Annotated in this window: 17 protein-coding genes; 14 read left to right on the plus strand and 3 right to left on the minus strand. The window is 64.3% G+C overall.

The window, feature by feature from the left end:
- Position 1: 1 nt before the first annotated feature.
- The 3 genes from IG197_RS04065 to IG197_RS04075 all read right to left on the minus strand — a co-directional run bounded on the left by IG197_RS04065 (position 2) and on the right by IG197_RS04075 (position 4248).
- The gene (locus IG197_RS04065; protein ID WP_246765300.1) at positions 2–1336 is read right to left on the minus strand and encodes a uracil-xanthine permease family protein; all 1335 of its coding nucleotides are present in this window, start codon (positions 1334–1336) and stop codon (positions 2–4) included.
- Positions 1337–1401: 65 nt separating this feature from the next.
- A complete protein-coding gene (locus IG197_RS04070) occupies positions 1402–2754 on the minus strand; it encodes an 8-oxoguanine deaminase (RefSeq protein WP_192317114.1) in 1353 nt (450 codons plus the stop codon).
- A 279-nt stretch (positions 2755–3033) separates the two neighbouring features.
- Positions 3034–4248 carry an ROK family transcriptional regulator gene (locus tag IG197_RS04075; RefSeq protein WP_192317116.1) on the minus strand — a complete coding sequence of 405 codons (1215 nt, stop codon included), beginning with the start codon at positions 4246–4248 and terminating at the stop codon, positions 3034–3036.
- A 237-nt stretch (positions 4249–4485) separates the two neighbouring features.
- Here IG197_RS04075 and IG197_RS04080 point away from each other — a divergent pair, with 237 nt between their 5' ends.
- The 14 genes from IG197_RS04080 to IG197_RS04145 all read left to right on the plus strand — a co-directional run bounded on the left by IG197_RS04080 (position 4486) and on the right by IG197_RS04145 (position 20210).
- Positions 4486–5721: an extracellular solute-binding protein gene (locus IG197_RS04080; RefSeq protein WP_067963186.1), complete on the plus strand. Its 1236-nt coding sequence runs from the start codon at positions 4486–4488 to the stop codon at positions 5719–5721.
- A 70-nt stretch (positions 5722–5791) separates the two neighbouring features.
- Positions 5792–6676, plus strand: a complete 885-nt coding sequence (locus IG197_RS04085) for a carbohydrate ABC transporter permease (protein ID WP_192317118.1) — start codon at positions 5792–5794, stop codon at positions 6674–6676.
- The gene (locus IG197_RS04090) at positions 6676–7521 is read left to right on the plus strand and encodes a carbohydrate ABC transporter permease (protein ID WP_192317120.1); all 846 of its coding nucleotides are present in this window, start codon (positions 6676–6678) and stop codon (positions 7519–7521) included. The genes IG197_RS04085 and IG197_RS04090 overlap by 1 nt, the downstream gene beginning before the upstream one ends.
- 5 nt (positions 7522–7526) lie before the next feature.
- On the plus strand, positions 7527–8543 hold the full coding sequence (locus IG197_RS04095) for an SIS domain-containing protein (protein WP_192317122.1): 1017 nt from the start codon (positions 7527–7529) through the stop codon (positions 8541–8543).
- Positions 8544–9473, plus strand: a complete 930-nt coding sequence (locus IG197_RS04100; RefSeq protein WP_192317124.1) for a PfkB family carbohydrate kinase — start codon at positions 8544–8546, stop codon at positions 9471–9473.
- The gene (locus IG197_RS04105; RefSeq protein ID WP_192317126.1) at positions 9470–10582 is read left to right on the plus strand and encodes an ABC transporter ATP-binding protein; all 1113 of its coding nucleotides are present in this window, start codon (positions 9470–9472) and stop codon (positions 10580–10582) included. The genes IG197_RS04100 and IG197_RS04105 overlap by 4 nt, the downstream gene beginning before the upstream one ends.
- A 303-nt stretch (positions 10583–10885) precedes the next feature.
- Positions 10886–12178 carry an NCS2 family permease gene (locus IG197_RS04110; RefSeq protein WP_192317128.1) on the plus strand — a complete coding sequence of 431 codons (1293 nt, stop codon included), beginning with the start codon at positions 10886–10888 and terminating at the stop codon, positions 12176–12178.
- A gap of 405 nt (positions 12179–12583) precedes the next feature.
- Positions 12584–14113: a glycerol-3-phosphate dehydrogenase gene (gene glpD, locus IG197_RS04115; RefSeq protein ID WP_192317129.1), complete on the plus strand. Its 1530-nt coding sequence runs from the start codon at positions 12584–12586 to the stop codon at positions 14111–14113.
- Positions 14114–14150: 37 nt separating this feature from the next.
- A complete protein-coding gene (locus IG197_RS04120; RefSeq protein ID WP_192317131.1) occupies positions 14151–15233 on the plus strand; it encodes an ABC transporter ATP-binding protein in 1083 nt (360 codons plus the stop codon).
- A gap of 9 nt (positions 15234–15242) precedes the next feature.
- Positions 15243–16310 carry an ABC transporter ATP-binding protein gene (locus IG197_RS04125; RefSeq protein WP_192317133.1) on the plus strand — a complete coding sequence of 356 codons (1068 nt, stop codon included), beginning with the start codon at positions 15243–15245 and terminating at the stop codon, positions 16308–16310.
- Positions 16311–16312: 2 nt separating this feature from the next.
- Complete coding sequence (locus IG197_RS04130) at positions 16313–17179, plus strand: carbohydrate ABC transporter permease (protein WP_192317135.1); 867 nt, start codon at positions 16313–16315, stop codon at positions 17177–17179.
- A gap of 49 nt (positions 17180–17228) precedes the next feature.
- A complete protein-coding gene (locus tag IG197_RS04135; protein WP_371746571.1) occupies positions 17229–18116 on the plus strand; it encodes a carbohydrate ABC transporter permease in 888 nt (295 codons plus the stop codon).
- Between the two features lie 13 nt (positions 18117–18129).
- Complete coding sequence (locus IG197_RS04140; RefSeq protein ID WP_067963213.1) at positions 18130–18411, plus strand: DUF2160 domain-containing protein; 282 nt, start codon at positions 18130–18132, stop codon at positions 18409–18411.
- A gap of 74 nt (positions 18412–18485) precedes the next feature.
- The gene (locus IG197_RS04145; RefSeq protein WP_067963216.1) at positions 18486–20210 is read left to right on the plus strand and encodes an ABC transporter substrate-binding protein; all 1725 of its coding nucleotides are present in this window, start codon (positions 18486–18488) and stop codon (positions 20208–20210) included.
- Positions 20211–20255: the final 45 nt, after the last annotated feature.

Consider the following 20255-nt stretch of genomic DNA (forward strand, 5'->3'; position numbering starts at 1 on the left):
TTCAGCGCGCGCGCAGGAACTCGGGAAGGCGAACCAGGACGATCTCGGCAACCACGACGGTCACCGCGCCGACCACGATGGAATGCGCGAGCATCTCGCCGAGGATCTCAGGCAGCCCGCCCGACAGGGCCCCGGCCAGCGCAGGAATGCCCAAGCCCGCCATCAGGCCGAGCGGGGCCACCATGTTCTTGACAGGTGAACCCCGGTCCTGGCTCGCCATCTGGATGCCGGTCATGACCACGGTTGCCGCCGCCGGCAGGAACAGCCCGCCGACAACCGCGGCCGGTGTCGCCACCAGCACCGCTGCGACCTTGGGCAGGAATGCCAGGGCGATGAAGATGAAGCCGGCGACGCGGACGACATGGCGGCTGGCGACGCCGGTCAGCCTGATGACGCCGAGATTCTGGGCGTATGCTGTGGTGCCGAAACCGCCAATCAGGGCAGCCAGCATCGAACCGCCGGCTTCGCCTGCTATGCCGGCATTGACGCGGCGATCGTCGAGTTCTGTGCCTGTCAGCCGCGCCGTCGCCTCATACATGCCCATCGCCTCGACGACGGCAACGATGAAGACGATGCACATGGTGATGGTAATCGCGGGGTCGAAGGTCAGCGCGCCATAGGGCAGCAGTTTCGGGAAGGCCAGCCAGGGCGCCTGGCCGACGGCGGAGAAGTCAAGCAGCCCGAGGCCAAGGGCCAGCACGTCGCCAACGATCAGCGCCGTCAGGAAGCCGAACATGCGCAAGGTGCCGCCGAAAGCGGCGCTGACCAGCACCACCGCCGTCGTCACACAGGCCAGGAACAGGCTCGATCCCGTGGCAAAGCCTGGCGAGCCGATGCCGCCGAAGAACTCCATGAAGGTGAAACCCGCCAGTGCGACCCCCACAAGGGTGATGATCGTTCCGGAGACGGCCGGCGACAGCAGCCGCCTGAGCCTGGCGAACTGGCCGCAAACGGCGGCAACGAAGACGAGTGCCGCGCCGATGATCAGGCCGAGGCTTGCCGCGGAAATCGTCCCGGCCTTGTAATAGCCGATGGCCAATGGCGAAAAGGCCGAGGACGGCCCCTGCACCACCGGCAAGCGGACCAGCCTGGTGCTCTGTATGACGGTGACCACGCCTGCGGCAAGAAAGGTGGCGGTCACCAGATTTGTCGCCAGGGTGGCGGAGAACCCCGCCACCGAAGCGATGAAGATGGGATCGAGCCAGGCGTTCGACACGAGCGCCTGCTGCAGTCCCAATGCGAAGCGACGCCTGGCGGGGATGACCTCCTCGACATCCCCGACCACGCCGTCGACCGCTTCAAGCTCGCCCATATGAGCATGAACATGATCAGTCATTGATATACCTCCTCCCAGAAGTATGAGCCGCCTCGGCGGCATCAGGTGAAATGAGCTGGTGACGGTCAGGCCTCGAGGCACTGCATGCGGCGCGAATGGCGGGCATGCTCCCGCAGCACGTCGCCGAGTTCGGCCATGACCGGACGGCAGTCCTCGACAAGCACCTTGCCTGCGACGACGGTGGTGCCGGCAACGGCAGGGCCGCAGCGCAGCCAGGCCTCGACCGGATCGCTGTGGGCGCCGGCAAGCGCCACGTCCGACATGCTCCAGACGACAAGGTCGGCACAGGCGCCCGGCCTGAGATGGCCGATCTCATCCTCCCAGCCGAGACAGGCAGCACCGCCGCGCGTCGCGATGTCGAGTGCATCGCGCGCCGACATCGAATGCGGGCCGTTGCGATAGCGTCCGAGCAACAGCGCCGTGCGCGCCTCCAGCCACATCGACGCATGGTCGGTCGAAGCCGAGCCATCGCAGCCAAGGCCGACGCGCATGCCGCGGGCGCGCAGCCCCATGGCGTCGGCCGAGCCGCCGCCGATCAGCATGTTCGAACAGGGGCACTGGGTGGCGCAGACGCCGGCATGTGCGAGGCGTCCGATCTCGGCATCAGTCGGATAGATGAAATGCGCGACCCAGGAGCGCTTGCTGGCCCAGCCGACACGCTCGAAATATTCGGTCGGCGTACAGCCATAGACCTCGGCGCAATATCTGTCCTCCTCGGGGTCCTCGGCGAGGTGGGTGTGCAGCCTGAGATCATATTTGTCGGCCAACCCAGCCGATTCCGACATGATCCGCTCGGTCACGGAGAACAACGAGCAAGGCGCGAGCGCCACGCGCGTCATCGCGCCCGGCCCGGCATCGTGGTAGCTCTCCACCAGCCGGATGCTGTCTTCGAGGATGTCGTCCTCGCGCTGCACCACCGAGGCAGGCGGCAGGCCGCCATCCTCGACCGAGCGCGTCATCGACCCGCGTGTCGCATAGAAACGGAAGCCGATGTCGGTGCTGGCGCGGATCTGGGCATCGATCAGCCTGGGCCTGGGATGGACATACATGTGGTCCATCGAGGTGGTGCAGCCGCCCATCAAAAGCTCGGTCATCGCGACATAGGTGGAGGCATAGACCGATTCCTCGGTCAGCCCGGCCCACATCGGGTAGAGCCCGGTCAGCCACTCGAACAGCGAACCGTTGGTCACCGGCGCGTAGGACCGCGTCAGGTTCTGGTACATGTGGTGGTGGGCGTTTATCAGGCCCGGCGTGACCAGCCGGCCACGCGCCGAGATGGTCTTTGCGGCGACCGGCTCGTCGCCGGCCTTGCCCACGGAATGGACTCTCTTGTCTTTGACGGCGATCCAGCCGTCGGCGATTTCCCAGCCGCGATCGACATACACATATGCGTCACGCACGAGCAGGTCTACGGACATGCAGCTTCTCCAGGTCGGTTCTCATTCACTCCGACGCAGCTGGTTGTCAGCTTCGTCGCGCTATGAGCCCTGTCCCTGGAATTGCGAGTTCCGGATCGTCATCGACTGGTAGGTTGAGCGGGCTGCTCTGATCATGCTGTGCGGGAGATTGCCTTGTCGCGGCATCTCTCCCCGCCTGAGCGAAAGCTCGCGCGCTCGCATCATCAGGCAGGCCGATGCAAACGCAGATTTGCCTTCCTGTCAAATTATTTTCACATCAGGAACCGACGCGCAAAATCCCTAGCCGCCCGAACGGGTCTTGAGGATCGCCGAAAAGCGTGGGTCGAAGGCGCGGCCGATCGGCTCGGCGGCGGCGCCAAGAGCGATCGACCAGGGGTCGGTGATGCCGAGCTGCAGGCGCGGCAAGGTCCGCCCTGGGCGATTGGCGATCGACAGCGGCAGCGGCAGCATCGCCTCGACGATCAGACGGGCCAGGGCCTCGGGCGCGCCACTGGTCAGGATCACCGTCTCCGGGTCGAAAAGCGTTTCGATGAGCTGGACACTCCAGCGCAGATCCATGGCCGCGTCCCTGACCCAGGCGACCAGCGCCGGGTCTTCGGCCAGGGCCAGCGCCGCGACATGGTCGTAGAGGCCGGTTTCGGACGGGTCGAGCTCCAGCTGCTGGTAGAGCGAGGCCAGCGAGGCCCGATGCTCGAGCACCGCACCGTCGCTGCCGCGCGGCGACAGCAGCGCCATGCCGATTTCGCCGGCATTGCCGCTGCCGCCCCGGTAGAGCTCGCCATTGAGGATCAGGCCGGCGCCGATGCCGTAGCCGACATAGAGGCAGACGGCGTGATCGAGCCCATGCGCGGCGCCCACCATGCGCTCGGCGATGGCGCAGGCGGCGGAGTCGTTCTGCAGGCTGATGTCGAGGCCGGTGCCGGCGGCCAGCGTCTCCAGCAGCGGATATTTCTGCCAGGCCGGCATCATCCACTTGTTGTCGCCGAACTCCTCCAGCCCGAACGGACCGGGCATGGCGACACCCAGGCCGACGATGCGCTTTTCGGATAGCGCCGAGATCGCGGCGAGGTCGCGCCTGATGCTCTCGACCACGCCGAGAATGATTTTGACGCCGCCATGCGGATCGTCGGGCGGCAGCTTGGCCTCGGCGCGCACCAGAACCGTGCCGACAAGGTCGACGGCGACGGCGCGGGTCAGGTGGCGGTCGATCTGCAGGCCGATGGCAAAGGCGCCTTCGGGCACCAGACGGTAAGGCGTCGAGGGCTGGCCCCTGCCCTTTCTCACCGCGTCGAGCGAGACGACGAAACCGTCGCGTTCCAGCTCCTCGATGATGTTGGACACGGCCTGCTTGGTCAGCTGCGTCGCCCGCGCCAGGTCGGCCCGCGACAGCGCTCCGTTGAGCCGCAACGCGTCCATCATGACACGGCGATTGTGGGCGCTGGTGCCCTCCTGGTTGGTGCCGCTGGTGGCGCGGATCGGGCTGATGTCGCTCAACTGTTTTCCCCTCTTGACTCCAATGATAATTGCAGAAGTAATAAGTCAAGTCAGTTGACTTAATAAGGAACCGCGAGAGTTCCAGGGAACCAAAGGCGGCTGGAGCCGCCGCATTTTTCGACCAGGACAGCCGCTTGCGACAGATCGCGAGGCCAAGGCCCCGTGCTTTCCCAGGCGAGACGGCAGCGTGACGCGCGCCGCCGGACGGATTTGCATAAGTCAAAAATGGAGGATCAAATGTTGAAATCGATTAGCAGGACATTGCTCGGCGCGGCTTTCGTCGGCGGCGCCTTCATGCCTCATGCCTTTGCCGAAACCTCGATCAACGCGCTGTTCATGGCCCAGGCGGCGTATAGCGAGGCCGACGTGCGGGCGATGACTGAAGCCTTCAGCAAGGCCAATCCCGACATCAAGGTCAATCTCGAATTCGTGCCTTACGAAGGCCTGCACGACAAGACAGTGCTGGCCCAGGGGTCGGGCGGCTACGACGTGGTGCTGTTCGACGTCATCTGGCCGGCCGAATATGCCTCCAACAATGTGCTCGTCGACGTCTCCGCGCGCATCACCGAGGAGATGAAGAAGGGTGTGCTTCCAGGCGCCTGGACCACCGTCACCTATGACGGCAAGTCTTACGGCATGCCGTGGATTCTCGACACCAAGTACCTGTTCTACAACAAGGAAATCCTTGAAAAGGCCGGCATCAAGAGCCCGCCCAAGACCTGGGACGAACTGGCCGAGCAGGCCAAGATCATCAAGGACAAGGGCCTGCTGGCAACGCCGATCTCGTGGAGCTGGTCGCAGGCGGAAGCGGCGATCTGCGACTACACCACTTTGGTCAGCGCCTATGGCGGCGACTTCATCAAGGACGGCAAGCCGGCCTTCCAGAGCGGCGGCGGGCTCGATGCGCTGAACTACATGGTGACGAGCTACAGCTCGGGCCTGACCAACCCGAACTCCAAGGAGTTCCTCGAAGAGGACGTGCGCAAGGTGTTCCAGAACGGCGAAGCCGCCTTCGCGCTCAACTGGACCTACATGTACAACATGGCCAACGACCCCAAGGACAGCAAGGTCGCGGGCAAGGTCGGCGTCGTGCCGGCGCCGGGCGTTGCGGGCAAAAGCGAGGTCTCGGCGGTCAACGGCTCGATGGGCCTCGGCATCACCACAGCCAGCAAGCATCCCGAGGAAGCCTGGAAGTTCATCACCTTCATGACCTCGCAGCAAACCCAGAACCAGTATGCAAAGCTCTCTCTGCCGATCTGGGCCTCGTCCTATGACGATCCTGAAGTGACCAAGGGCCAGGAAGAGCTGATCGCCGCTGCCAAGCTCGGCCTTGCGGCGATGTATCCGCGCCCGACGACGCCGAAATACCAGGAGCTGTCGACGGCGCTGCAGCAGGCGATCCAGGAATCGCTGCTCGGCCAGGCAAAGCCCGAAGACGCGCTCAAGAGCGCTGCCGAAAACAGCGGTCTCTAAGCTTTACTGCCCCAAATTTCCGGGCGGCTGCGGCCGCCCGGCCCCGCCGTATCAAGTAAAAAGGCGCCTCATGTCGGGCTCATGGATGACGACCCGGGCATGGCTGCTGATGCTGCCGCTGCTCGTGGTCATGATATCAGTCATCGGCTGGCCCCTCGTCGACACGATCCGCCTGTCCTTCACCGACGCCAGGCTCGTCGGCACCGAGGGCAGCTTCGTCGGCCTCGACAACTACGTGAAGATGCTGTCCGGCGCGAACTTCCAGCGCACGCTTGTGACCACGACATGGTTCGCGGTCATCTCGGTGGCGGCGGAGATGGTGCTCGGCGTGCTCGCTGCACTGCTCTTGAACCAGCAGTTTTACGGCCGCACCGTCCTGCGCGCGCTGATGATCCTGCCCTGGGCGCTGCCGACAGTGGTCAACGCCACGCTGTGGCGGCTGATCTACAATCCCGAATATGGCGCATTGAACGCGGCACTGACCCAGGCAGGCCTGCTCGACGCCTACCGCTCCTGGCTCGGCGAGCCCAACACCGCGCTGGCAGCGCTGATCGTCGCCGACTGCTGGAAGAACTTTCCGCTCGTCGCCCTCATTGCCCTTGCAGCCTTGCAGGCCGTGCCGCGCGACATCACCGCGGCATCGATGGTCGACGGCGCCGGGCCGATCGCGCGCTTCCGTTTCGTCATCCTGCCCTATCTCGTCGGCCCGCTTCTGGTGGCACTGGTGCTGCGCACCATCGAGGCCTTCAAGGTGTTCGACATCATCTGGGTGATGACGCGCGGCGGGCCGGCCAATTCGACGCGCACGCTGTCGATCCTGGTCTACCAGGAGGCGTTTTCGTTCCAGCGCGCCGGCTCGGGCGCGTCGCTGGCGCTGATCGTCACCTTGCTGGTCACCGTGCTGGCCGTCGCCTATGCGGCCCTTGTCAGGAAAGCTGCGGGGAGTGCGAGCTGATGGAACGCAGGAGCCTGCCCTTCACCATCTTCATCCATGCCGCAGCGCTGCTTCTGGCGGTCGTCATCCTGGCGCCGGTGCTGTGGCTGTTCGTCATGAGCATCTCGCCGACGGCCGACCTGTCGGCCAAGCCGTTGCGCTGGTGGCCCGCGGAGGTCGACTTTTCCCGCTACGCCTTGCTGCTTTCATCAGTCGAAAACAGCGCCGGCGCCGCCTTCACGGCCTCCCTCTGGAATAGCCTTAAGATCGCCGGCATGGCGACGATTGCAGCGATTGCGCTTGCCATCCCGGCCGGCTGGGCGGTGTCGCGCACGCCTCAGGTCGGCTGGTCGCTGTCGGTGGTGATCGCCACCTACATGTTGCCGCCGGTGGCGCTCGCCGTGCCGCTCTATATGGGCCTGGCCTATTTCGGCATGCTCAACAACATTTTCGGCCTGGCGCTGGTCTATCTCACCATCCTCGCCCCCTTCACCACCTGGCTGATGAAATCGGGCTTCGATGCCATCCCGCGCGAGATCGAAGCAGCCGCGATGATCGACGGCGCCAGCCTGTTCCAGACGCTGCGCATCATCACCTTGCCGCTGGCAGCACCCGTTGTCGCGACGTCGGCCCTGTTTGCGCTGCTCCTGGCCTGGGACGAGTTCTTCTATGCGCTGCTGTTTACCTCCGACCTGCGCGCCAAGACGCTGACTGTCGCCATCGCCGACCTCGCCGGCGGCCGCGTCTCGGATTACGGTCTGATTGCCACCGCAGGCGTGCTGGCGGCCTTGCCGCCGGTGCTGATCGGGCTCGTCATGCAGCGTGCCCTGATTTCGGGCCTGACCAGCGGCGGCGTGAAAGGATGACGACCATGACCTCACCGAAGCCCAGACCGGACGGCCTCTTGGCCATCGACCGCGAAATGGCGCGGCAGAATGGCGACGCGCTGGCGTCCTTCGCCGAAAACGCCGGAATGGCGGCCCGGGTCGCCGCCTCGCTCGAAAGGACCGGCAGGCTGCTGCTGCTCGGCATGGGCGGCTCGCATGCCGTCGGCCGGGCGGTCGAGCCGCTCTATCGCGCGCTCGGCATCGACGCCATTGCCCTGCCGCTGTCGGAGCAACTCGGCCAGGGGCTCTCGCTCGATGGCCGCACGGTGATCATGACGTCGCAGTCGGGCGAAAGTGCCGAGGTGCTGCGCTGGTTCACCGAGACGGGCGGCAACAGCGAGACTTTCGGGCTGACGCTGGAGGCCGGCTCGTTCCTGGCCCGGACAGCACCTTCGCTGGTCGGCGTCGGCGGCACCGAGCTCGCCTTTGCCGCGACCCGCAGCCTGACGGTGACGCTTTCGCTTCACCTCGCCATTCTCGCCGCGCTTGGCGAACATCCGGGCGGGGCGCTTGTCGCCCTGCAACTGCCCGAGGTCGTCGATGTCGGTCCCGCGCTCAAGGCTTTGGCCGATGTCGACACCGTCGTCACCTCGGGGCGACGCCTGCAGGGCGTTGCCGAGGCGCTGGCGCTTGGGCTGACCGAACTGTCGCGGCGGCCGTGCTTTTCGCTCGAGGGCGGACAGCTGCGGCACGGGCCGATGGAGATGCTCGGGCCCAACATCGGGGTCGTGCTGTTCCGGGGCAAGGACCCGACGGCACCGCTTGTCACTGCCATGGCGATCTCGGCCGTCGAGACCGGTGCGCCCGTCGTCATCTTCGATTCCTCTGATGAGGCGCCGGTGGCGGGCGCGACGACCCTTGCCTTCAAGCCGGCAACCGGCATGGACGCCATTTTTGCCATGCTGCCGACAGCCCAGCGGCTGATGATCGCCTTTGCCGATGCCCGTGTCGACGACGCCGGCACGCCGGTGCGCTCGACCAAGATCACGCGGAGCGAATGAATGCGTCCGCTTGCTGTCATCGGCAACGTCAATGTCGACCTCATCCTGGGGCCGACAGCACCCTGGCCGAGGGCAGGAACGGAGATCATCGTCGACCATGACGAGTTGCGGGTCGGCGGCCAGGCGGGCAACAGCGCGCTTGCCTGGGATGCGCTCGGCGTCGACTTCGAGATCGCAGCCAATGTCGGCAACGACCAGTTCGGCCTGTGGCTGCGCGACGCCTTCGGCGATCGGGCCGCCAGATGGCCGGTCGCTGCCGAGCGCACCACGCTTTCGGTCGGCATCACCCATCCCGACGGCGAACGCACCTTCTTCACCACCCATGGCCACCTGCCCCGCTTCAGCCTGGCCGATGTGTTGTCGGTGCTCGACGGCGCGCAGCTTTGCGGCGGCTACGCCTTGCTCTGTGGTGCGTTCCTGACCACCGAGCTTACGCGCGACTACGACGCCTTCTTCGACTGGGCGCATGGCCATGGCATCTCGGTCGTGCTCGACACCGGCTGGCCACCCGACGGCTGGACCGAGTACAACTGCGCCTTGACGCGGACATGGCTTGCGCATTGCGACTGTGCGTTGCTGAACGAAGTCGAGGCAACGACCCTTGCAGGCCTCGACAGTCCGGCCGAAGCCGCAGTCGCCTTGTGGCGCAGCATGCCCGAAGGCGCGATCCTGGTCGTCAAATGCGGTCCGGACGGCGCCGTCGCCATCGGTCCCGGCGGCGAACTGGTGTCGGTGACAGCACCCGTCGTCACGGTCATCGACACGATCGGCGCCGGCGACGTCTTCAATGCCGCCTTCCTGGCAGCGCTTGCCGGCGACCGGCCGCTGGCTGCCTGCCTCACCGCGGGCGTGCAGGTCGCCTCGCGTGCCATTTCCACCTTGCCCCGCCTCTATGGCGGGTTGCCCGAGATCAGGGACGAATTTGCATGAGTGCGCTCGACATCCAGAACATCCGCAAGAGCTACGGCGCGGTCGAGACGCTGAAAGGCATCGACATCGCGCTGCAGAGCGGCGAGTTCCTCGTCCTGCTCGGCTCGTCGGGTTGCGGGAAATCGACGCTGCTCAACATCATAGCCGGGCTTGCCGAAGCCACCAGCGGCGACATCCGCATCGCCGGCAGGTCCATCCTCGGCGTTCATCCCAAGGACCGCGACATCGCCATGGTGTTCCAGTCCTATGCGCTCTACCCCAATCTCAGCGTGCGCCGGAACATCGGCTTCGGCCTGGAGATGCGCAAGGTGCCGCTTGCCGAACGTGAGAAGGCCGTCGCGGAGGCGTCGCGCCTGCTGCAGATCGAGCCCTTGCTCGACCGCAAGCCGAGCCAGCTCTCCGGGGGCCAGCGCCAGCGCGTCGCCATCGGCCGGGCATTGGTGCGCAAGCCCCAGGTGTTCCTGTTCGACGAGCCTCTGTCCAATCTCGATGCCAAGCTCAGGCTCGAAATGCGCACCGAACTCAAGCGTCTGCACCAGATGCTGAAGACGACCGTCGTCTACGTCACCCACGACCAGATCGAGGCGATGACGCTGGCGACACGCATCGCGGTGATGAAGGATGGGCGCATCGAACAGCTCGGCACGCCGGAAGAGATCTACAACCAGCCCGCCACGCTTTATGTCGCCGGCTTCGTCGGCGCCCCGCCGATGAACATAATCGACGTCGAGGTCGACAATGGCGCGTTACGAATCGTCGGATCCGAGTTTCGCTTGCGTTTGCCCGACCGTTTCAGGCCACTCATCCAGGCCCCAGTTGTCCAGGACAAGACGCGGCTTGCGCTCGGCATCAGGCCGGAGGCGCTGCGGCTGGCGTCACTTGACCAGGCAGGCGACCAGGCCGGCGGCCATGTGCTGCCGGTGCGGATCGAAGTGGTCGAACTGACCGGACCCGAACTTGTCGCCACCGCGCGCATCGGCCCGCAAAAGCTCACCGCATGTCTTGCGCCAGGAGCCAGGGTCGGCCAGGGTGACGTCGCGGCATTTGCCGTCGACGACGACGCGCTGCACCTGTTCGACCCGGCAACCGGCCAGGCGCTGCTCGCCTGAGGCATCGTCCGAACGGGCGCAATCCATCAACAAAAACGCGAAACTGCTTAAAGCAACCGCCACTTGTGCGATGGCTGCATCAGGCAGAATTTAGGCCACGTTTGCGCAGGCAATCATGCCTTGCGCCATTTGTTGGCGGAAGCCGGCCCGGGGTGGAGACGCAAGACGCGTCCTGGGTCGGCACGAGAGGGCAGCAGGAGTTCGGCAGGAAAACGCCGGCGGCCATGCGGGGAAAGCATGGGTGCGTCGGCAAGCCTGCGCCAGGACCAGGCTGCCCCCTAACCGTCTGGGAGGAAGCAAAGAGTGCTTGAGAAGTATTTCAACCTGAAGGAACAAGGGACATCGGTCCGGACCGAAGTGATCGCCGGTGTCACGACCTTCCTGACCATGGCCTACATCATCTTCGTCAACCCGGAAATCCTGTCGTCGACGGGCATGGACCGCAACGCCGTGTTCGTCGCCACCTGCCTTGCCGCAGCGATCGGCTCGCTGATCATGGGCCTGGTGGCGAAATGGCCGATCGGCATGGCGCCGGGCATGGGCCTGAACGCCTTCTTCGCCTTCACCGTCGTCGGCGCCATGGGCTTTTCCTGGCAGCAGGCGCTGGGCGCGGTGTTCATTTCAGGCGTGATCTTCCTGATCCTGACCGTCAGCGGCGTGCGCAGCTGGCTGATCGCCGGCATCCCGCACTCGATGCGCAGCGCCATTGCCGCCGGTATCGGCCTGTTCCTCGGCATCATCGCGCTGAAAAGCTCCGGCATCGTCGTGGCCAGCCCGGCAACGCTGGTGACGCTGGGCGACGTCAGCCAGACCGGGACGCTGCTTGCCATCGCCGGCTTCTTCATCATCGCGGCCCTCGACGCGCTCAAGGTGCGCGGCGCGATCCTGATCGGCATCCTGGTGATCACCATCGCCTCGATGGCGCTCGGCGTCAGCCAGTTCAACGGCATCGTCTCGATGCCGCCGTCGATCCTGCCGACCTTCCTGCAGCTCGACGTCGTCGGCGCCCTGCATGCCGGCCTGGTCCATGTCATCCTGGTGTTCGTGCTGGTCGAGGTCTTCGACGCCACCGGCACGCTGATCGGCGTCGCCAAGCGCGCCGGGCTGATCGAGCCGGGCAAGCCCAACCGCCTCGGCCGCGCCCTTCTGGCCGACAGCACGGCCATCGTCGCGGGCTCCCTGCTCGGCACCTCGAGCACGACGGCCTATGTCGAAAGCGCCTCGGGCGTGCAGGCAGGCGGCCGCACCGGCCTGACCGCCTTGGTCATCGGCGTGCTCTTCCTCGCCGCGCTGTTCTTCTCGCCGCTGGCCGGCTCGGTGCCTGCCTATGCGACGGCGCCTGCCCTGCTCTATGTCGCCGGCCTGATGATGCGCGAGCTGGTCGAGGTCGAATGGGCCGATATCACCGAGGCAGCACCGGCGGCGCTGACCGCGCTGATGATGCCCTTCACCTACTCGATCGCCAACGGCCTTGCCTTCGGCTTCATCAGCTACGCCGCGCTCAAGCTGCTCACCGGCCGTCCCGGCGAGGTCCATGCCGCGACCTGGCTGGTGGCGATCCTGTTCGTCATTCGCTTCGCCTTCTTCCCCCACTGACTTTCGCGAACCCCATCTGCAGCCGGGGCCGCCGACGCGGCCCCGGCTTTTTGTTGTCCACAGCCGGCCGCACAGACGCCGCCTGCCGCCGCGACATGCACCGGAAATTCCGCTTTCGTTTTGGTCAATGAAGGCTGAAAACGAAGATCACAACCGGGAATTGTCCTGCATTGCCCGAGGGCAACAGTGTTTCGCCTGGCGAAAAACAGAAGATTCCGCCCTTTTGTAGGCTTTTAGCCGTCTAAACTGACGGATACACACCAAGCCCCTGCCCTGACACAACGTCAGCATGTCAGCCTGCGATCAGCGATATATTTCGTTTGACATTCACTTTCAGTTCGAAATAATCCAAATCGAGCTTCGAATGGTGCTTAAATTGCTGCAGTGCGAAAAGGCGGCGAAGGCGTGAGCAGACCCGAAATCCACGACATCTTCGTTATCGGCGGCGGCATAAATGGCTGCGGAATCGCCCGCGACGCGGTCGGCCGCGGCTACTCCGTCTACCTTGCCGAAATGAACGATCTCGCCTCCGGCACCTCGTCCTATTCGACCAAGCTGATCCATGGCGGGCTGCGCTATCTCGAACATTACGAGTTCCGCCTGGTGCGCGAAGCGCTGATGGAACGCGAGGTGTTGTGGAAGAACGCGCCGCACATCATCTGGCCGATGCGCTTCGTGCTGCCCTATGCCAAGGGCCTGCGCCCGGCATGGCTGATCCGGCTCGGCCTGTTCCTCTACGACCATATTGGCGGCCGCAAGCTGTTGCCGCCGACACGCACGCTCGACATGCACAGCGACGTCGCCGGCAAGCCGCTGAAGCCGATGTTTGCGCGCGCCTTCGAATATTCCGATGGCTGGGTCAACGATGCACGGCTGGTCGTACTCAATGCCCGCGACGCCGCCGACAGGGGTGCCGTCATCCGCACCAGGGCCAAGGTGACGAGCGCGCGCCGCGACAACGGCCATTGGAACATCCGCGTCGAGGACCTGCGCAGCGGCCAGGTCGAAGAGGTCAAGGCGCGGCTCATCGTCAATGCCGCCGGGCCCTGGATCGACCATGTGCTGACCGAAACCGTCGGCCAGAACAACGTCCACAATGTCCGCCTCGTCCAGGGCAGCCACATCGTGGTGGCGAAGAAGTTCGACGATCCGCGCGCCTATTTCTTCCAGAACAAGGACGGGCGCATCATCTTCGCCATTCCTTACGAGGAAGACTTCACCCTGATCGGCACCACCGACCAGGATTATCAAGGCGATCCCCACACCGCCAGGATCAGCCAGGCCGAGATCACCTATCTCTGCGAGGCGGCAAGCGAATATTTCGCCGAGCCGGTGAAACCCGAACACATCGTCTGGACCTATTCCGGCGTCCGCCCGCTCTATGACGACGGCGCCAGCAAGGCCCAGGAAGCGACACGCGACTATGTGCTGAAATCAGATGGCGGCGAAGGCCGCGCGCCGATCGTCAACATCTTCGGCGGCAAGATCACCACCTATCGCCGCCTTGCCGAATCCATGCTCGAGATCATCGAGAAGCAGCTGGGCAAGAGGGGCAAGGCCTGGACGGCAACCGCCGCCCTGCCGGGCGGCGAGTTCGAGGCGACCGGCTTCGACGCCGAAGTGGTCAAGCTCAAGGCTGCCTACCCCTTCCTCGACATGCGCCTCGCCCGCCGCCTGACCAGGCTCTACGGCACACGCGCCAGGACGTTGCTCGGCCTGGCGAAGTCGGAAGCCGATCTCGGGCGCAATTTCGGCGCCGATCTCTACGAGGCCGAGGTCCGCTATCTCGTCGCCCATGAATGGGCGGTCAGCGGCGAGGACGTGTTGTGGCGGCGCACCAAGCGGGGGCTGAAGCTAAGCAAGGAGCAGGCCGCGGCACTCGATGAATTTCTGCAAGGAATGAGCCCAGGCGTGCACAACGCCGCGGCAGAATAGGCCCACCCGCCTGCGTCTGCCTCTGGGAGGAGGATTTATGCTCGAACTGCGCAACGTTACGAAGACGGTGGCCGGCACGGATCATATCCGCGACGTCTCGCTGACGCTTCAGCACGGCAGCCTCAATGTGCTTCTGGGACCGACGCTGTCGGGCAAGACCAGCCTGATGCGGCTGATGGCCGGGCTCGACAAGCCGACTGCGGGCTCGGTCTGGTTCGACGGCAGCGATGTCACCGGCGTGCCGGTGCAGAAGCGCAACATCGCCATGGTCTACCAGCAGTTCATCAACTACCCGGCGATGACGGTCTATGAGAATATCGCCTCGCCGCTGCGTGTCGCCGGCGCCGACAAGGCCAGGATCGAACAAGAGGTCAAGCGCGCCGCCGACCTGCTCAGGCTGACGCCTTATCTCGACCGCACCCCGCTCAATCTTTCCGGCGGCCAGCAGCAGCGCACGGCACTCGCCCGCGCCATCGTCAAGAACGCCAAGCTGGTTCTGCTCGACGAGCCGCTGGCCAATCTCGACTACAAGCTGCGCGAGGAACTGCGCGCCGAATTGCCCAGGATCTTCGCCGAAACCGGCGCGATCTTCGTCTATGCCACGACCGAACCGCATGAAGCACTTTTGCTCGGCGGCAATGTCGCAACGCTGTCGGAAGGCCGCATCACCCAGTTCGGCCCGACGATCGAGGTGTTCCGCAAGCCGAACGACCTGATCACGGCGCGGACCTTCGCCGACCCGCCGCTCAACACCATCGTGTTGAGGAAGAGCGGCCGCAATTTCCAGCTTGATGGTGGGGTGGACCTCCCGGTGCCGGCGGACCTCGCCGGCATTGCCGACGCCAGCTATACGATCGGCTTCCAGCCCCACCATCTTTCTTTTGAGAAGCGCACCACCGACGCCGTGGGCGTCAAGGCGAAGGTCTCGGTGACGGAAATCACCGGCTCGGAAAGCTTCGTCCATCTCAGTTACGCAGACGCGCGCTGGGTGATGCTGTCGCACGGCATCCACCAGTTCGAGCCGGATGAGGTCATCGAGGTCTTCATCGATCCGCGCCACATCATGGTTTTCGACGCGAATGGCCATTCGGCCGCTTCGCCTTCGCAACTGGCTGCATAGGAGGGCGAGATGGCACGCATCGACCTGAACCATATCCGCCACGCCTATGGCGCAAACCCGAAATCCGACAAGGACTATGCCCTGCGCGAAGTCCATTACGGTTTCGAGGACGGCGGCGCCTATGCCCTGCTCGGCCCCTCCGGCTGCGGCAAGACCACGCTGCTCAACATCATCTCGGGCCTGCTGCATGCCTCGCATGGGCAATTGCTGTTCGACGGCAAGGACGTGACCGGCCTGTCGACGCAGGAACGCAACATCGCCCAGGTGTTCCAGTTCCCGGTCATCTACGACACCATGACCGTCTACGACAATCTCGCCTTCCCGCTGCGCAACCGCGGCGTTGCCGAAGCCGATGTCGACCGCAAGGTGCGCGAGACGCTCGACATGATCGATCTCGCCAGCTGGGCCAGGCGCAAGGCGCGCGGGCTGACCGCCGACCAGAAGCAGAAGATTTCGCTCGGCCGCGGCCTCGTCCGCTCCGACGTCAATGCGATCCTGTTCGACGAGCCGCTGACCGTCATCGACCCGCATATGAAATGGGTGCTGCGCTCGCAGCTCAAGCAGCTTCACCGCCGCTTCGGCTACACCATGATCTACGTCACCCACGACCAGACCGAGGCGCTGACCTTCGCCGACAAGGTGGTGGTGATGTATGACGGCGAGATCGTCCAGATCGGCACCCCGGCCGAGCTGTTCGAGCGCCCCAAGCACACATTCGTCGGTTACTTCATCGGCTCGCCCGGCATGAACGTCATGCCGGTCGCCGTCGACGGCACGCGCGCCCGGCTCGGCGGCCAGGTGATAGACCTGCCCGGCGCGCCCAAGGCTGAAGGCAATGGCATCGAACTCGGCATCCGGCCCGAATATGTCAGGCTTGGCGCCAAGGGCATGCCCGTCACGATCCGAAAGGTCGAGGACATCGGCCGCCACAAGGTGGTGCGCGCCAGCCTCGAAGGCCGCGAGATCGCGGCAATCCTGGGCGAGGACGACCACGTGCCGGCCGATCCGCACGTCACCTTCGATCCTGCCGGCATCAACCTCTACGACAAGTCCTGGCGCGTCGAGATGGGAGCGTAACCATGGAAAAGACCTGGAACAACAAGGCCTGGTTTATGGTGCTGCCGGTGCTCGTGCTGGTGGCGTTCTCGGCGGTCATCCCGCTGATGACAGTGGTCAATTACTCGGTGCAGGACACATTCGGCGGCAACCAGTTCTTCTGGGCCGGCGCCGAATGGTTCGAGGAGATGTTGCAATCCGACCGCTTCTGGGCGGCGATGGGCCGGAACCTGATCTTTTCGGCGATCATCCTGGCGATCCAGATTCCGCTCGGCATCTTCATTGCACTCAACATGCCGAGGAAAGGCTGGGGCGTACCCGTCTGCCTGGTGCTGATGGCGCTGCCGCTGCTCATTCCGTGGAATGTCGTCGGCACCATCTGGCAGGTTTTCGGGCGCATCGACATCGGCCTGCTCGGCCACACGCTGCACGCGCTCGGCTTCGACTACAACTACGTCAACGACCCGTTCGACGCCTGGGTGACGGTCATCATCATGGATGTCTGGCACTGGACCAGCCTGGTCGTGTTGCTCTGCTATGCCGGCCTGGTGTCGATCCCCGATGCCTTCTACCAGGCGGCCAAGATCGACGGCGCCTCGCGCTGGGCGGTGTTCCGCTACATCCAACTGCCCAAGATGCAGCGCGTCCTGCTGATCGCCGTGCTGCTGCGCTTCATGGACAGTTTCATGATCTACACCGAGCCTTTCGTCGTCACCGGCGGCGGCCCCGGCAATTCCACGACCTTCCTGTCGATCGACCTCGTCAAGATGGCTGTCGGCCAGTTCGACCTCGGCCCGGCGGCGGCGATGTCGATCATCTACTTCCTGATCGTGCTGCTGCTGTCATGGGTCTTCTACACCGTCATGACAAATTACGACGTGGAGAAGTGAGATGGCGGGGACAAGGCAAGCAGTCGCGGACACCGACAAGGACAAGATGATGCGCAATGCCGGGACCACGACGGGCGTTGTCCATGGCGGTGCTCCAGACGAGGCTCTGGCGCGCAGGATGCGGCGGCGCGGCGAGGAATCGCGCTTCTGGTGGGTGGTGCCGACGGTCTACATCATCTTCCTGATGCTGCCGATCTACTGGCTCATCAATATGAGCTTCAAGTCGAACCAGGAGATCCTGGGTACCTTTTCGCTCTGGCCGCAGAACCCGACACTGCGCAATTACGGCGTGATCTTCACCGATCCGTCCTGGTACAAGGGCTACATCAACTCGATCATCTACGTGGTGATGAACACGGTGATTTCGATCGCCGTCGCCCTGCCCGCGGCTTACGCCTTCTCGCGCTACAGGTTCCTGGGCGACAAGCACCTGTTCTTCTGGCTGCTCACCAACCGGATGGCGCCGCCGGCAGTTTTTGCCCTGCCCTTCTTCCAGCTCTACTCGGCCTTCGGCCTGATCGACACGCATATCGCGGTTGCGCTGGCGCACTGCCTGTTCAACGTGCCGCTGGCAGTCTGGATCCTCGAAGGCTTCATGTCGGGCGTGCCGAAGGAGATCGACGAGACCGCCTATATCGACGGCTACTCGTTCCCACGCTTCTTCGTGAAGATCTTCGTTCCGCTGATCGCCAGCGGCATCGGGGTCGCGGCCTTCTTCTGCTTCATGTTCTCGTGGGTCGAACTCTTGATCGCCCGCACGCTGACCACCACCGACGCCAAGCCGATCGCCGCGATCATGACACGCACCGTCTCGGCCTCGGGCATGGACTGGGGCGTGCTCGCCGCGGCCGGCGTCCTGACCATCATCCCGGGCGCGCTCGTCATCTGGTTCGTCCGCAACTACATCGCCAAGGGCTTTGCCCTGGGCCGCGTCTGAGGGAGCGTTTGTGATGGACCTTTCATGGATGGCCTGGACGCTGCCGACAGCGGCGTTCTTCATCACCATCTTCCTGATGCTCGTGGGCATGGGCGTGTGGGAATACTTCTCGCCCGGCGGCAATCCGCGCGTCGGCATCCTCCGCTTCGAAACGACCCGGGGCGACAGGCTTTTCGTTTCGCTGCTCGGCAGCGCCTTCATTCATCTCGCATGGCTGGGCCTGATCGGGCCCAACCTGTGGTGGGCTCTCGCTCTCGCAGTGGTCTACGCGATCGGCGTATTCCGCTTCGTCTAGAGGGGGAAATGTTGGGCCGCCGCAAGCCCGCGGCGGCGCCAAATGGCAATGCAACCTTGTTTGGGAGGAAATTAATGCGACGCCATATTCTAGCATCAACAAGCGTGATCGCCCTGCTCTTGGGATCAAGCAATGCCTTTGCCGGCATGGACGAGGCAAAAGCCTTCCTCGATACCGAGATCAAGGATCAATCGGCGCTCGACCGCGCCGGCCAGGAAGCCGAAATGCAATGGTTCGTCGATGCCGCGAAGCCTTTCGCCGGCATGGAGATCAAGGTCGTCTCGGAAACCATCACCACGCACGAATATGAATCGAAGACGCTCGCCAAGGCGTTCTCCGACATCACCGGCATCAAGATCACGCATGACCTGATCGGTGAAGGCGACGTCATCGAAAAGCTGCAGACGCAGATGCAGTCGGGCGAAAACATCTATGACGCCTATGTCAACGATTCCGACCTAATCGGCACTCACTGGCGCTATCTGCAGGCGCGCAGCCTGACCGACTGGATGGCCAATGAGGGCAAGGACGTCACCAACCCCAACCTCGACATCGCCGACTTCATCGGCACGAAGTTCACGACAGCACCCGACGGCAAGCTCTACCAGCTTCCCGACCAGCAGTTCGCCAACCTCTACTGGTTCCGCTACGACTGGTTCAACGACGAGAAGAACAAGGCCGACTTCAAGGCGAAATACGGCTACGACCTCGGCGTTCCGGTCAACTGGTCGGCCTATGAGGACATTGCCGAGTTCTTCACCGGCCGCGACGTCAACGGCCAGAAAGTCTATGGCCACATGGACTATGGCAAGAAGGACCCCTCGCTCGGCTGGCGTTTCACCGACGCCTGGCTGTCGATGGCCGGCAACGGCGACAAGGGCCTGCCGAACGGCCTGCCGGTCGATGAATGGGGCATCAAGGTCAATGAAAAGTCGCAGCCCGTCGGCTCCTGCGTCGCGCGCGGCGGCGACACCAACGGACCGGCCTCTGTCTATTCGATCGTCAAGTATCTCGACTGGCTGAAGGCCTACGCGCCGCCGGAAGCCCAGGGCATGACCTTCTCCGAATCCGGCCCGGTGCCGGCCCAGGGCGCGATTGCCCAGCAGATCTTCTGGTACACCGCCTTCACCGCCGACATGGTCAAGCCCGGCCTGCCAGTGATGAACGAGGACGGCACGCCGAAGTGGCGCATGGCGCCTTCGCCGCACGGCGTCTACTGGAAGGACGGCATGAAGCTCGGCTACCAGGACGTCGGTTCGTGGACGATCCTGAAGTCGACGCCTGACGACCGCGCCAAGGCCGCATGGCTCTATGCGCAGTTCGTGACCTCGAAGACCGTCGACGTGAAGAAGAGCCATGTCGGCCTGACCTTCATCCGCCAGTCGACGCTCGACCACAAGAGCTTCACCGACCGTGCGCCACAGCTCGGTGGCCTGATCGAGTTCTACCGTTCGCCGGCCCGCGTTCAGTGGTCGCCGACGGGCACCAACGTGCCTGACTATCCGAAGCTGGCTCAGCTGTGGTGGCAGGCGATCGGTGACGCGTCTTCGGGCGCCAAGACGGCCCAGGAAGCCATGGACTCGCTGTGCGCCGAGCAGGAAAAGGTGCTTGAGCGCCTCGAGCGCGCCGGCATCCAGGGCGATATCGGCCCGAAGATGGCGGAAGAGCACGATCTCGCCTACTGGAATGCCGAAGCGGTCAAGGCCGGCAATCTCGCGCCGCAGCTGAAGATCGAAAACGAGAAGGAAAAGCCTGTCACCATCAACTACGATGAGCTGGTGAAGAGCTGGAGCAAGTAAGCGTTCGGGCGGAGCATCCGCCCGGCCAACTATCCGGGGAGACGG

The sequence above is a fragment of the Aminobacter sp. SR38 genome (genome assembly GCF_014843375.1).
GTDB classification, from domain to species: Bacteria; Pseudomonadota; Alphaproteobacteria; order Rhizobiales; family Rhizobiaceae; genus Aminobacter; species Aminobacter ciceronei.